The sequence below is a fragment of the Pantoea sp. E2023-21 genome (assembly GCF_051302795.1).
GTDB lineage: Bacteria > Pseudomonadota > Gammaproteobacteria > Enterobacterales > Enterobacteriaceae > Pantoea > Pantoea ludwigii_A.
The window spans coordinates 1,690,011-1,703,309 of record NZ_CP195344.1 but is presented as its reverse complement, the minus strand read 5'-3'; the positions used below and the strand labels follow the sequence as shown (position 1 = coordinate 1,703,309).

Here is a 13,299-nt window from a genome sequence, read left to right as displayed (position 1 = left end):
CGGGCACGCAGCATTTATGCGCAGTTCATACTTTTTTTCAATTTATTCAGATCTGTAAGCGCTATTTGCCGTACAACGTGCGGCGGTAAATTCATTTTTTTGATTTCGAGGAAGAAGTGTTGAAAAGGCGTCTGCTGGTAACTGTATCTGGAATGATTGTTTGGGCATCGTTGGCGCAGGCTGACGACAGCATGCCGTTTCCCCTGACGCCTCCGCCGATTGATGCGGCGTCGTGGGTGCTTATGGACGCCACTACCGGGCAAATTCTCACTGCGGGCAATCCGGATGAAGAGCGCAACCCGGCCAGCCTGACCAAACTGATGACCGGCTATGTCGTTGATCGCGCTATCGATCAGAATAAAATCAGCCGCGATGACAAAGTCACCATCGGCAAAGATGCGTGGGGCGCGGGCAATCCGGTGTTCAAAGGTTCTTCGCTGATGTTCCTCAAACCGGGCGATCAGGTCACGGTGCGCGACCTGATGCGCGGTGTGATCATCGATTCAGGTAACGATGCCTGCGTGGCGCTGGCGGATCACGTGGCCGGCAGCGAAGGTAGCTTCGTTAACATGATGAACAGCTATGTGCAGAAGCTGAATTTGACGCACACCCATTTTGAAACCGTGCATGGTCTTGACGCGCCGGGCCAGCACACCACCGCACGCGATCTGGCAACGCTATCGCGCGCGATTATCAGCGGCGAGCCCGATTTCTACGCTATGTACGGTGAGAAAACCCTGACCTGGAACGGCATCACGCAGAACAACCGCAACGGTTTGTTGTGGGATCAAAATCTGCACGTCGATGGCCTGAAAACCGGGCATACCGAAAGCGCGGGTTTTAACATCATCGCGTCTAACGTCGTCGGACGTCATCGCCTGATCGCCGTGATCATGGGCGGCAAAAGTTCGAAAGGCCGTGAAGATCAGGCGCGCAAGCTGCTGGTGTGGGGCCAAAACACCTTTGATACGGTGCAACTGTTCCACGCAGGGAAAAAATCGGTACGGAAAACGTCTGGTACGGCAATCCGCATAAAGTGGATGTCGGTACCACGCAGGATATCTACCTGTCGCTACCGCGCAGCGAAGTCGCCAACGTGATGGCCAAATACGTGATTGACCGTAAAGATCTGGAAGCGCCGCTGAAAGCGGGCGAGCAGATTGGGGAAATTCAGGTGATGGACAAAGATAAGCAGTTGGCAAGCTATCCGCTTTATGCGCTGCAAGCGGTTGATCAGGCAGGCATCATTACGCGCATCAGCGATTACGTGAAACAGAAACTGTAATCCGTCGCATAATTTTGCGTCATCGCCGTCGCCGTGCTGCGGCGGCGTGATTCTGGTCGCCATAACTCACGCGCCCGTAGGGTCGCCATTCATGGCGACCGTTTCAAACATCGCACCTAACATGAAGCGTTACATCAATGTTTCCATTGATAAGGTTAGATGTAACGCACATGTTGAATTTCACCAAAACTCGAAAAAAATTGCGTTCAACACTGATGGTGCACCAACCGCCAGGGTAACATAGCGCGCAAATTTGTATCGTTCCCGGACAACCATGTTACGCGCTGACAAGCCCATCTCGCAGATTGAGTTCTGGTTCTACCGCCACTATCGCACCGTACACGGCGTGCGCATTGCCATCGCCTTTGTACTGTGTTTCCTGTTTGTGCGGCTTACCGACATTCCAGAAGGCACCTGGCCGCTGATTACGCTGGTGGTGGTGATGGGGCCAATTTCAACCTGGGGCAACGTGCTGCCGCGCGTGGTACAGCGTATTAGCGGCACCTTCGCCGGTCTGATTTCCGGGTTGATCGCGCTCAAGCTTGAGCTGTTTTCATTGCCGGTAATGCTGGTATGGTGCGCCATTGTGATGGTGGTCTGCGGCTATTTGACGCTGGGAAAACATCCCTATATGGCGTTACTGATCGGTATCACGCTCGGCGTGGTGGTTGGCGCACCGGCCGGGGATTTCACTATCGCCATGTGGCGCGGCGGTGATGTGATTCTCGGTTCGTTGATGGCACTGCTGTTCAGCGCCATTTGGGCACAACGCGCGTACACCCATTGGCGCATCCAGCTGTCGGATGCGTTTATCGCCATGGCCAAGCTGCATCACACCGGCTTCTCTGCTAATTTGCTGGAAAAACCGCGGCTAAACAAACCCTTCCAGAAGTTGCTAAGTGGCGTGATTAAGATGCGCGCGTTATTGGAACCGGCAAGCAAAGAGACACGCATTCCCAAATCGGTGTTTGAGGCAATCCAAACCATCAATCGCAATATGGTGAACACCATGCAGATGCAGATTGATGCGTGGTGGTCATCGCGTGAAAGCCATCTGATTATGCTTAATGCTCCCACGTTGCGCCGCACGCAGCAGATGACGGAAGACACGCTGAATGCGCTGGCCACGCTGATGGTCAAAGGCGAAACCGAGCAGATCACCGCTAACAGCCACGCGCTCGATGAGATTACTCAAGAGTTGGAGCAGCTGATTGCCAATCGCAGCAGACGCCCGGAAACCACGGCGATTTACGGCTACGTTTGGCTGAGTCTTGAACAGGCGCGTCAGCTGGAGCGTATGACTGATTTAGTGCGTCTGGCGCTGCGTAAATAGTTTTCTCAGGCAATGACTTAATGTGAATCACCCATTCTTTGCGCTAAGATAAGCGCCAGTCCGAATTTAGCGGTGAGAATTGCAACCCTGGCGGCCAAGCCGCTAAGCTAAACGTTATGACTATTCCGCCTGCCAACGCAGGCCTAAAGAAAGGTGCCAACATGGAAAATGCCAAGCAATCATTTCAGGACGTACTGGAGTTTGTGCGTATGTTCCGTCGTAAAAACAAGCTGCAGCGCGAAATCGTGGATAACGAGAAGAAAGTCCGTGATAACCAGAAACGTGTGTTGCTGCTGGACAACCTGAGTGAATACATCAAACCCGGCATGAGCATCGAGGCGGTTCAGGAAATTATCGCCAGCATGCGTGTGGACTATGAAGATCGCGTTGATGAATACATCATCAAAAACGCTGACCTCTCCAAAGAGCGTCGTGAGCTGTCGAAGAAGTTGAAAGCGATGGGCGAGCCAAAAGCGCAATAAATTGTCGGGTCGTCATTGATGACGAGCAGGTGCGTATCACTGCACACCCTACATGAAACAGCGCGATGTATCGCGCTGTTTTTTTTGTATTATTCCGCCGCTAACTCCCACCACAGCTTATCCATTGCGTAATAGCGGTCGCGTTCCGATTCAGGCTGATTCAAATCGCGTTTCCACGGTTTTGCCAGAATGAAATGCAGGTTCTTCACCTCATCTTCACGCCACATTGCGCTGTGCTGGAACGGTAATGTTTTCAGCGCGTTGTAGATATAAGGCAGCGGCAACCAGCGGTTTTCGAACACTTCATTAAGCAAATCTTGCTCTGAGAACGGATAGCGGCGCAGATCGGTAATGCCCGCCACTTTTTCCTGCAGCCACTCAAACACCGCCAGATCTGGCTTCAGCACCAGGAAACCGCCGTTGAGATAACGATCGAGCGTGGACGGTGCGATTTCGCCACGATCCTGCCAGGTATAGTGACAATTCTCGGGCTGCCAGCTTGCGGGATAGCTGGCGATCTTATTGGGGTTGCAGCGGCACGCGTGACACGCCGCCAGCGCATGTTCGCCCAGGTCGAGCGTAAACAGCTCATCCATATTGCGCAGCACCAGCATGTCGGCATCCAGAAACACCACGCGCTCACAATCAACCAGCTCCCACGCACGCAGCTTGCTCCACACTTCACCAAACTGCGCTGAAGCATAATGCTGCTCCAGTTCGGCATTCGGCATCAGCGGCGCCACCGGATGAATCACACAGCCCAACGCTTGCAACGCTTCACGCGTCTCCAGATCGATAGCGTCGGTGACCATCACAATCAGCGGCCAGCGTGTTTCACTGCGCTTAAGTGAGTGTTGCAGTGCCTTAACACCAATAAAATAGTCTGGCTGCGTTAACAGCGTTACCCATGCAAACATGGTTTCTCCCTTTCAAACTTAATCAAATAAAGCAGTGACATAGTCATTGCTAAAACGGCGTTGTGGATCGAGCTGATTGCGAACGTCGCGGAAAGCGTCCCACTGCGGATAGATATCGCGCCACTGGTAACGTTGCGGATCGTAATATTTGCCCCAGTGCGGACGTCCGCCTTCGGCTGCCAGCAGTTTCTCCACTTCGGTGAGAAAGTGCAGGCCATCTTCAGACAGCGATCCATCATCGGCGTAATAGACCACGAAGCCGAAGAAGCAGGTGGCATGCTGATACGCCGGGCTGAGCCAGGCTTCGGACGCGCCGGTGCAACGCAGGATAATCGGATAGTGCATATGCGGATGATTTTCGGCATACCACGCTTTGATCTTGCTGATAATCTGCGGCGTTTTCGCCAGCGGCACGCCGATCTCGACGTTAATTTGCGGCACGGCAATGCCGCGACAAAACAGCTGATAGATATCGCCGCTGACGTCGGTAAAATCACGGAAACGCGTCACGGTGCGGAATTGTTTGCCGCCTTTGCCGTGAATCTGTGTATCGCGATGCATCTGCGCCAGCGTCTGGTCGATGGTGTCGTTCAGGCTGCTGTCGGTGTTGTCGCCATGTTCAATCACCTCGCGCTGATTGGCGTGCCAGGCTTGCGACTCTTCATCGCTGGCCTCGTGCGCATTCCACACGTGCATCAGGTTGTCATCGACAAACCACCAGGCTTTGCTCATCTCATACTGATTATTCCACTCGACCAGATCCTGCTCCAGCGTATCGGCTGAGACGGCAAACTTGTGGCACGTAAACAGACGGAAAGGGCGCGTGCGCAGCGTAACGGCGGTGACGATACCGAGCGTGCCAAGTGAAACCTGCGCTGCAGCGAAATCGGGCTCGCCGCGCACAAATTCGCGCACGCTGCCATCGGCCAACACCATACGAATGCGCAGCGCTTCGTCAGCCAGTGAGCTTTGCCCCAAACCCTGACCGTGCGTGCCGGTGGCCATCGCACCGGCCAGCGTTTGTACAGCAATCACGCCCGGCGACGAGGCCAGCATGCGATCCCTCTCGGTTAACGCGCTGTAAACCTGCTCCAGCGGCGTGCCGGCGCCAAAGGTGACGCTATCTGCATCTTGCTCAATTACGCCGTTAAACGCGCTAAGGTCCAACAACAAATCCTGCTCATCCACGCCCAGCATGCGGCCTGGCGACAAGCGGCTACCCAGCACGCGCACTTTGCCCTTGGCAGCGCGCAGCAACTGTTGTAGCTCCGCTTCATTTTGCGGCTGTTGTAACTGCGTACGCAGACCAACCACCGTGTTCTGCGCCCAGTTCCACAGTGCGCTGTCCTGGTCAGTATTGTGCGTATGGCGTAAGGGATAAAGGTGGGGGTCTTTGTTCACTACGGCGTTCCTTAAATTGAGGTCTGTGACGGTCCCAGGATTTTAAGCGTAGACCATCACTGCGCAGCCGCAGCCTACGGGGCTTTGCGCACATAACGCAGCGTCGCCGTGACCGCGAGTTGGCGATTGCGACGAATGCTGTCTTCTTCACTGTCGTTGGGTGTGAAGAGTGTGTGAAAGGTGTAGCGATTAGAGACGTGATGCACGCAGATGCTGCTCAGTAAGCGGTGGACATCCACGGTGTCGAGGCCTTCAATAAACACCCCTTGCTGCTGACCGCGCGCCAGAATGTCATCGAGCACATCCAGCGCGCTTTTATTCAGCGTTTTAATGCGTTCAGATTGCATGATGTAGCGCCCGCGCAGCAGGTTTTCGGTACACACCAGCCGCATAAAATCCGGGTGCGATACGTGGTAGTCGAAGCTGGCTTCCACCAGTTTGGTCATCGCCCGTTCCGGCTCCATCTCTGCAAGGTTCAGACCGGTTTCATGCTGGCGAATCGCCTGATACACCTGCTCCAGCACCTCAATATACAGCTGCTCTTTATTGCCGAAGTGATACACCACCATACGTTTGGTGGTCTGCGCGTGCTCAGCAATCTGCTCCAGTCGCGCGCCTTGCATGCCGAACTCGGCAAACATTTTCAGCGCGCCGGCCAGGATGCGTTTCTTTAGCCCTTCAGGGTCATTTTTTCGTTTGGTTGTGGTGTCCGACATAGCGCTCAGTAACAAGTCCAGCAAAAGGGAAAGGATAACACAGCCCTGTTCTCGCTTGTGGCGATGCGAGCGGCGCTGCGGCTTTATGCTTTTCAGGAATAGCATTTCTGAATAAATCATAATGTAGGAATAAGCAACTGCGTATACTGCGGTCATCTGTCGTTACGACAGCTTATTTTGACTCGCGCAATTATAACGATAGGGAAGCATTTTATGCACACACGTCTGTCAGCAGTAAAAAATAAATTCATGTTAACGGCCGGCGCCGTGTTGTTGGCCAGCGCCGCGTTGTCGTCGTTATCCATCGCGCACGCGGCGGATAAAACCTCGATCAAAGTCGGCATCATCAGCGGCGAAGATGAAGACGTCTGGCGCGAAGTGATCAAACAGGCGGCGGCAAAAGGCTTAACGGTGAAAACCGTGATCTTCAACGATTACAACCAGCCAAACGAAGCGCTGCAAAACGGCGAAGTGGATGCCAACGCCTTCCAGCATCAGCCGTTCCTCAATAACCAAATCAAGGTTAATCACTACGACATCGTGCGCGTCGGCGATACCGCAGTGTGGCCGATTGGTCTCTATTCGAAGAAAGTGAAAAGCGCCAAAGAACTGAAAGAGGGCGCAGTGATTGGCGTACCCAACGATCCCTCTAACGAAGCGCGCGGCTTGGTGCTGCTCGAACAACAAGGGCTAATCAAACTGAAGCCGGGCGTTGGCATCGCGGCGACCACCGCCGATATCACGTCTAACCCACATCATCTGCAAATCAAAGAGCTGGATTCCGGCATCATCGGCCGCTCCGTTCCTGACCTGGACGCCGCCGTGGTCAACACCGATTGGGCGCTAAAAAGTGGCCTGACCGCCGCAGACCGCATTGCACAAGAGCCGGTAAAAGATAACCCGTATAACAACTTTATTGCGGTGAAGAAAGAGAACGTCAGCGCACCGTGGGTGAAAACGCTGGTGGCTTCTTATCAGAACGATGCCGTGAAGACTGTGTTTGACAAGGTCTATAAAGGCACCGGTGAGACGGCCTGGTAAGGAACGAAAAAGATGACGTTATTCTCAGCAGCCGAAACGCCCTATACCGCCATCAAACGCGGCGTGGCGGAAAGTATCCATGACGAGGCGCAGGTGACGTTTCGTGACAGCAGCAGCGTGGTGCGTCTGCAAGGCGTGTCACGTCGCTTTGGACAAACCCAGGCGCTGCGCGATATCTCGTTGACGGTGCAGAAAGGCGAAATTCTTGGCCTGATTGGTCGCAGCGGTGCGGGGAAATCCACGCTGATCCGCTGTCTCAACGGGCTGGAACAACCTGATGAAGGCGTCATAGAAATCGAAGGCCGGAACATCACCGGCCTGTCGGAAAAGCAGCTGCAAACGGTGCGCAGCCGCGTGGGCATGGTGTTCCAGCACTTCAATCTGCTGTCGGCGAAAACGGTAGCGCAGAACGTCGCGCTACCGCTGAAAATCGCCGGCATGGATAAAGCGCAGCGCCAGCAGCGCGTGGCGGAACTGCTGGCGCTAGTGGGACTGGCGGACAAAGCGCAAAGCTATCCGGCGGCGTTATCCGGCGGACAAAAACAGCGTGTCGGCATTGCCCGCGCACTGGCAGCCAGTCCGGCGCTGTTGCTGTGTGATGAAGCGACATCCGCGCTTGATCCGGAAACCACGCGCTCGATTCTGGCCTTGCTCAAATCACTGAATCAAAAACTCGGCATTACCATTCTGCTGATCACCCATGAGATGGAAGTGATCAAATCTGTCGCGCACCGCGTGGCAGTGATTGATGCCGGGCACATTATCGAACAGGGGCCGGTGTGGCAGGTGTTTGCGCATCCGCAATCGGACCTGACGCGCACGCTGTTGCGCGGTTTGCTGCCACAGCTGCCGGAAAATATTGCCGCGCGCCTCAGCGATCAACCGCAGGGCGACGTCATTTATAGCGTGCATTTTGCCGGCGACGATGCGCAGGGTGATCTGCTCACCCGCTTTGCTGGCGCGCTGCCGGGCAAATTCCGCCTACTGCAAGGCGGCATCGATCACATCCAGCACTACGCGGTAGTGCGTTTCTTTATTGCGCTCCCGGCGGCGAACGCGGCCGACGAGCAACAGATTCTCAGCTGGCTGCACGCGCAGCAGGCTCAAGTGGAGTTGGTGGGTTATGTCGCCAGTGATGATTGATCTTTTACTGAATGCGTTAGGCGAAACGGTATTAATGACCGCGATTTCCGGCCTGTTTTCGCTGGTAGCCGGTTTGCCGCTCGGCCTGATTTTAGTGATGACCAGCCCCGGCGGGATTGCCGAGCATCGCGGCGTTAACCGTGTGCTGGGTCTGATTATCAACAGCTTCCGCTCGCTGCCGTTCATTATTTTGTTAGTGGCGTTGATTCCGTTTACCCGTTTTCTGGTCGGCACGTCGCTCGGCACCTGGGCGGCGATTGTGCCGCTGTCGATTACCGCCACGCCGTATTTTGCGCGCGTAGCTGAAGTGTCGCTGCGCGAGGTCGATCGCGGGCTGATTGATGCGGTACGCGCCATGGGCGCCAGCAAGTTGCGCATTGTCTGGGACGTGCTGATCCCGGAAGCCTTACCCGGCATTTTGTCTGGTTTTGTGGTGACGCTGGTGGCGCTGATTGGCGCTTCGGCGATGGCCGGCGCGATTGGCGCAGGCGGGCTGGGCGATCTGGCGATCCGTTACGGTTATCAGCGTTTTGAAACCTCGGTGATGATTGCGGTGATCGCGGTGCTGATTGTGCTGGTGTGCGGCATTCAGTGGGTCGGTGACCGGTTGGTGCAGCGTATTGATAAGCGACATTGATTATCACTGATGCGCGATAAATCGCGCCGCTACGGATACGTACACCGACTGTAGCGGCGCAATTTATTGCGCATTTCTTTGCTAAAGGACAATGCCCATGACGCTGAACCCTCTTCAGCTCACGCTCGAAAGCAGCCTCGAACAACACAGCGCAACCTACATCACGGTCGCGCAAGCCATCTTCCAAAAGCCCGAAACCGGCAACAACGAATATTTCGCCAGCGAGCAGCTCACGCAGTTGCTGACCGCGCAGGGCTTTGAGGTCACGCGTAACGTTGCCGGGCATGAAACCGCGTTCTATGCGGTGAAAGCCAGCGACAAACCCGGGCCAACCATCGCCTTTCTCGCCGAATATGACGCGCTAATCGGCATTGGACACGCCTGCGGTCACAACCTGATTGGCACCACCAGCGTGGCGGCAGCCATCACACTTTCGCAGGTGCTGGATCAAACCGGCGGACGGGTGGTGGTGCTGGGTACGCCAGCGGAAGAGGGCGGATTAGCCGGGCCGGGCGGCCCTAAAGGCAACGTGAAAAAGCGCTTTGTCGAAGCCGGATTACTTAACGATGTCGACGTAGCGCTGATGGTGCATCCATCAGGTAAAACCCGACTAACCGAATCCACGCTGGCCAATAATCATCTCTATTTCCACTTCTACGGCAAGCCATCACATGCTGCCAGCGCGCCACATGAGGGCATCAATGCGCTGGATGCCTTGGTGCTGCTGTACAACGGCATCAGCGTGCTGCGTCAGCAACTGCCCGACGGCGTGCGCGTGCACGGCATTATTACCAACGGCGGTCAGGCCCCGAACGTGATCCCGGAATACGCGTCGGCGCATTACTACATCCGCGCGGACAGCCGTGAAGTGGTCGAATCACTTGAACCGCGTCTGCGCGCCATTGCCGAAGGCGTGGCGCTGGCGACCGGCGCGCGCGTCGAGATTGATCATCAAATTGGTCCCCGTGATTTCAAACTCAATCCGGCGCTGGATGCGCTGCTGCTGGAGGCGTTTAGCGCGGCAGGCGAACAGGTCGATTTATCCCCGCAGAAGAACAAAGTCTCGACCGATGCCGGCGATATCAGTCATGCAGTACCGACTGCGCATCCGTGGCTGAAAATCGGCCCCGACGATCTGATTTTCCATACCGTGCCATTCCGTGAAGCGGCCAACTCTGAGCGTGGCTATCAGGCGCTGCTGATTGGCGCCCGCGTGCTGGCGCGCACCGGCTTACGTCTGCTGACCGATGCGGACGCCTTAAACACCGTCAAAGCGGATTTCGCGCGACAACTATAAAGGAGCGTGTTGTGTCGCAAACTTATCGCAGAAAATTGAAAACGCTGGTCGGCGCCAGCAGTGTGATTTCCGCCGCCAATGATAACCAGCCGGGCGTCGGCATCGCGCGTGCCATTGAGCTGGCGAAGATTGCCGAGCGCGAAAAGATTACCGGACTGTTCACCGCCGATTTACTGCAAGCCGATCCGGCAGGATTAGCCGGCACCACCGGCACACAAGATCCGCTGATTGCGCTGGCGGCTTTGAGCCAGGTGACGTCGCACATCGGGTTGATTGCCACCGTCAGCACCAGCTGGCTACATCCCTACAATCTGGCGCGTCAGGTCGGCACGCTGGATCACATCAGCGGCGGTCGTGCGGGTTGGAACGCGGTGACCTCATCGGTTGGCGAAGAGAACTTTGGCGAAAGCCAGCTGCCGCCACCGCAGGAACGGTATGCACGCGCCACCGAATTTATCGAAGTAATGAACGCGCTGTATGACGCTAACGAACGCGCGGCGGTGCAGCGCAATGCCAGCGGTGGCATTCGTCTCGATCACACCAAACTGCATCCGATTAACTATCGCGGCGACTATTTCCAGGTAGCGGGTCCGCTCAACGTGCCGCCGCCACCGCAGCGCCGTCCGGTGCAGTTCCAGGCGGGCCAGTCTGAAGCAGGCGTAACCCTCGGTGCACGTTACGCCGAAGTGATTTACACCTCGCAACCGACCTTCGAGGCCGCGCAGGCGTTTGTCGCCGATGTGCAGCAGCGTGCGCGACGTGTTGGCCGCGAACACAATCCGCCGCTGATCATGAATTCGTTCCACGCCATCATTGGCGACAGCGACGCCGACGTAGCGCGCCGTTTGCGCGATAAGCATGAGCGCATCAACTATGAACAGGGGAGGTTGCGTGTGGCCGATATGCTGGGCGGTCAGATCGATCTGCGTGAGTTGCCGCTCGATCAACCGCTGCCCGCCGCGTTTATTCCCGAGCTGGCGCAGGTGCATCGTCGTCAGGGGCGCGCGGCCATCTTCCGTGACTATGCGCTGGAAGGATTATCCTTGCGCGAGCTGATCATCAAAGCCGAAGAGACCGGCCACTGGTTTGTTGCCGGTACGCCAGAAAATTTGGTCGATGCCATCGAACAGCGCTACCGCGCCGGCGTGCTGGATGTGATTTCGCTGCATGGACTCGGCCAGCCCGATCAGCAGGATTTGCTGCTTAACGGCCTGCTGCCGGAATTGCGTCGCCGCCAGCTGATCGATACTGATTATGTCGGCAACGATTTCCGCAGCAGTCTGGAGCTGGCGGCTTTGCCACGCGGCATCGATTAACGAATGATTAAATGAAAAAGCCCGCCCAGGTGATTCTGGGCGGGCTTTTTCATTTAGAGCGCACGCCTTGTAGCGGCGCAATTCATTGCGCATTGCCGCACTGCGCATGAGAACCGCGCCGCTACAAAAGCATGCGAGTAGAGAAGAGTGGCGTCAGACAATACAGAAAAACAAAAAGCCCGCTTAGTTTCCTAAGCGGGCTTCTCTAAATATGGCTCCTCTGACTGGACTCGAACCAGTGACATACGGATTAACAGTCCGCCGTTCTACCGACTGAACTACAGAGGAATCGTGTGAACGAGGCGCATATTAGCGATGCCGATCCCCGTTGTCAAAGCCCTACTGCACACTTCTGGTTTAAGTGCGCGTAAAAGCAGCGGAATGCTGCTTTTCTGCCTTGAATGATCAGATTCTAAACTGCCAACAGGATCTCAATTTAAACGCAATTCCTTTGAGATGTTAGATGCATGTCAAAGTTTTGTTATTTGCCGATTTTAAAACAATCATTTCAGTGCTTTTATGATGAAAGTTTCAAATGTCAATCGGATGAAATAAATGAACTGCTTATCATCACCGGCGAAATGACTTCATTCATCTGAAACGGCATTTCGAAAATAACTAGCTGATAAGTAGTGAGTTACACCGAAAAGATGCAGTAAACCGATAGCGTTAGACCAGAAGCCTTACCTCTACAACCACAAAAAAAACGCCAGCGACGTTGGGTGAATGTAAAAGATATTTTTCATTCGCGGTCTCAGCCAATCTGAGCATGTTAACGAATAAGAAGGGTTACCTATGAAATTCAAAAAAGCGTTATTAACTTCCCTGTTAGTTTGCATGTTACCTGCCGCTGTCATGGCAAAAGATCTTCAGGTGGGCGTTTCTATGGCGCTGTTTGATGACAACTTCCTCACCATTCTGCGCACCGCAATGCAAAAAGAGATGCAAAAAGACAACATCAAGGGCCAGGTTGAAGACGCCAAAGGCGATGTTTCACAGCAGCTGCAGCAGGTACAGAATTTCATTGGTCAGGGCGTTGACGCCATCATCGTTAACCCGGTGGATACCAACGCGGTAAAACCCCTGGTAGATGCAGCGGCGAAAGCCGGTGTACCGCTGGTATTTGTTAACCGCAAACCGGCGGGCGAGTTGAAAGACAAAATGGCGTTTGTCGGTTCTGACTCTGAGCTGGCGGGCCGTCTGCAGATGGAAGCGCTGGCTAAAAAGATGAACGGCAAAGGCAATGTGGCCATTCTGTTGGGCGACCTTGCCAACGAATCGACTCGTGAGCGCACCAAAGGTGTTGAAGCGGTAGTGGCGAAATATCCGGGTATCAAAGTGATACAGAAACAGACCGCGAAATTTACCCGTAACGATGCGGTAGACGTGGTGAGTAACTGGCTGACAGCGGGCGATGACATTCAGGCGATTGCCTCCAACAACGATGAAATGGCCATCGGCGCACTTCAGGCTTTGGGCAAAAACCCCAACCACATCCTGGTGGCGGGTGTTGATGGCACCCCCGATGCACTGCAGATGATCAAGAATGACAAAATGGTCGCGACGGTGTTCCAGGATGCTAAAGGCCAGGGTGAAGGCGCTGTCCAAACGGCGGTCAAACTGATTAACGGCGAGAAAGTGCAGAAAGTGGTCGATATTCCTTTCCAGCTGATCACCAAAGAAAACTACGAAAAATTCGCCAGTCAGAATCAGAAATAAACCGTAACCGAC

Annotated in this window: 11 protein-coding genes, 1 tRNA gene and 1 pseudogene; 9 read left to right on the top strand and 4 right to left on the bottom strand. The window is 54.9% G+C overall.

What is annotated here, in order from left to right:
• Positions 1 to 119: 119 nt before the first annotated feature.
• The 3 genes and pseudogenes from dacD to tmaR all read left to right on the top strand — a co-directional run bounded on the left by dacD (position 120) and on the right by tmaR (position 3,100).
• Positions 120 to 1,285: pseudogene (gene dacD / locus ACRQ84_RS08120) on the top strand (serine-type D-Ala-D-Ala carboxypeptidase DacD).
• Between the two features lie 274 nt (positions 1,286 to 1,559).
• Complete coding sequence (locus ACRQ84_RS08115; protein WP_064739189.1) at positions 1,560 to 2,618, top strand: FUSC family protein; 1,059 nt, start codon at positions 1,560 to 1,562, stop codon at positions 2,616 to 2,618.
• 161 nt (positions 2,619 to 2,779) lie between these two features.
• Complete coding sequence (tmaR, locus tag ACRQ84_RS08110; RefSeq protein WP_008110563.1) at positions 2,780 to 3,100, top strand: PTS system regulator TmaR; 321 nt, start codon at positions 2,780 to 2,782, stop codon at positions 3,098 to 3,100.
• An 89-nt stretch (positions 3,101 to 3,189) separates the two neighbouring features.
• Here the strand turns inward: tmaR and ACRQ84_RS08105 are convergent, their stop codons facing one another.
• The 3 genes from ACRQ84_RS08105 to ACRQ84_RS08095 form a co-directional block, all read right to left on the bottom strand.
• Entirely contained in the window at positions 3,190 to 4,017 is an 828-nt protein-coding gene (locus tag ACRQ84_RS08105; protein ID WP_483817695.1) for a glycosyltransferase family 8 protein, read from the bottom strand.
• 18 nt (positions 4,018 to 4,035) lie between these two features.
• Positions 4,036 to 5,418, bottom strand: coding sequence for a D-arabinono-1,4-lactone oxidase (locus ACRQ84_RS08100; protein WP_483817694.1), 1,383 nt, complete (start codon positions 5,416 to 5,418; stop codon positions 4,036 to 4,038).
• Between the two features lie 74 nt (positions 5,419 to 5,492).
• On the bottom strand, positions 5,493 to 6,134 hold the full coding sequence (locus tag ACRQ84_RS08095) for a TetR/AcrR family transcriptional regulator (RefSeq protein ID WP_064739661.1): 642 nt from the start codon (positions 6,132 to 6,134) through the stop codon (positions 5,493 to 5,495).
• Positions 6,135 to 6,347: 213 nt separating this feature from the next.
• Here ACRQ84_RS08095 and ACRQ84_RS08090 point away from each other — a divergent pair, with 213 nt between their 5' ends.
• From ACRQ84_RS08090 to ACRQ84_RS08070, 5 genes are all read left to right on the top strand, one after another.
• Positions 6,348 to 7,175, top strand: a complete 828-nt coding sequence (locus ACRQ84_RS08090; RefSeq protein WP_483817693.1) for a MetQ/NlpA family ABC transporter substrate-binding protein — start codon at positions 6,348 to 6,350, stop codon at positions 7,173 to 7,175.
• 12 nt (positions 7,176 to 7,187) lie between these two features.
• Entirely contained in the window at positions 7,188 to 8,318 is a 1,131-nt protein-coding gene (locus ACRQ84_RS08085; protein WP_483817692.1) for a methionine ABC transporter ATP-binding protein, read from the top strand.
• Positions 8,299 to 8,955 (top strand): methionine ABC transporter permease, encoded by a 657-nt coding sequence (locus ACRQ84_RS08080; protein ID WP_064739183.1) that lies wholly within the window; start codon positions 8,299 to 8,301, stop codon positions 8,953 to 8,955. Before ACRQ84_RS08085 ends, ACRQ84_RS08080 begins: the two co-directional genes overlap by 20 nt.
• A gap of 97 nt (positions 8,956 to 9,052) precedes the next feature.
• Positions 9,053 to 10,252 (top strand): M20 family metallopeptidase, encoded by a 1,200-nt coding sequence (locus ACRQ84_RS08075; protein WP_483817691.1) that lies wholly within the window; start codon positions 9,053 to 9,055, stop codon positions 10,250 to 10,252.
• Between the two features lie 11 nt (positions 10,253 to 10,263).
• Positions 10,264 to 11,568, top strand: a complete 1,305-nt coding sequence (locus ACRQ84_RS08070) for an NtaA/DmoA family FMN-dependent monooxygenase (RefSeq protein ID WP_483817690.1) — start codon at positions 10,264 to 10,266, stop codon at positions 11,566 to 11,568.
• Positions 11,569 to 11,780: 212 nt separating this feature from the next.
• Here the strand turns inward: ACRQ84_RS08070 and ACRQ84_RS08065 are convergent.
• Positions 11,781 to 11,856, bottom strand: a tRNA-Asn gene (locus tag ACRQ84_RS08065).
• A 507-nt stretch (positions 11,857 to 12,363) separates the two neighbouring features.
• Between ACRQ84_RS08065 and ACRQ84_RS08060 the strand changes: the two genes are divergently transcribed.
• Positions 12,364 to 13,287 carry a sugar ABC transporter substrate-binding protein gene (locus ACRQ84_RS08060; protein WP_064739180.1) on the top strand — a complete coding sequence of 308 codons (924 nt, stop codon included), beginning with the start codon at positions 12,364 to 12,366 and terminating at the stop codon, positions 13,285 to 13,287.
• Positions 13,288 to 13,299: the final 12 nt, after the last annotated feature.

Bases quoted from the DNA above. Each gene is read 5' to 3' on its own strand.
- ACRQ84_RS08115 (WP_064739189.1), top strand. From the start codon at position 1,560: ATGTTACGCGCTGACAAGCCCATCTCGCAGATTGAGTTCTGGTTCTAC.
- ACRQ84_RS08095 (WP_064739661.1), bottom strand. From the start codon at position 6,134: ATGTCGGACACCACAACCAAACGAAAAAATGACCCTGAAGGGCTAAAG.
- ACRQ84_RS08090 (WP_483817693.1), top strand. From the start codon at position 6,348: ATGCACACACGTCTGTCAGCAGTAAAAAATAAATTCATGTTAACGGCC.
- ACRQ84_RS08075 (WP_483817691.1), top strand. From the start codon at position 9,053: ATGACGCTGAACCCTCTTCAGCTCACGCTCGAAAGCAGCCTCGAACAA.
- tmaR (WP_008110563.1), top strand. From the start codon at position 2,780: ATGGAAAATGCCAAGCAATCATTTCAGGACGTACTGGAGTTTGTGCGT.
- ACRQ84_RS08060 (WP_064739180.1), top strand. From the start codon at position 12,364: ATGAAATTCAAAAAAGCGTTATTAACTTCCCTGTTAGTTTGCATGTTA.
- ACRQ84_RS08080 (WP_064739183.1), top strand. From the start codon at position 8,299: ATGTCGCCAGTGATGATTGATCTTTTACTGAATGCGTTAGGCGAAACG.
- ACRQ84_RS08085 (WP_483817692.1), top strand. From the start codon at position 7,188: ATGACGTTATTCTCAGCAGCCGAAACGCCCTATACCGCCATCAAACGC.
- ACRQ84_RS08105 (WP_483817695.1), bottom strand. From the start codon at position 4,017: ATGTTTGCATGGGTAACGCTGTTAACGCAGCCAGACTATTTTATTGGT.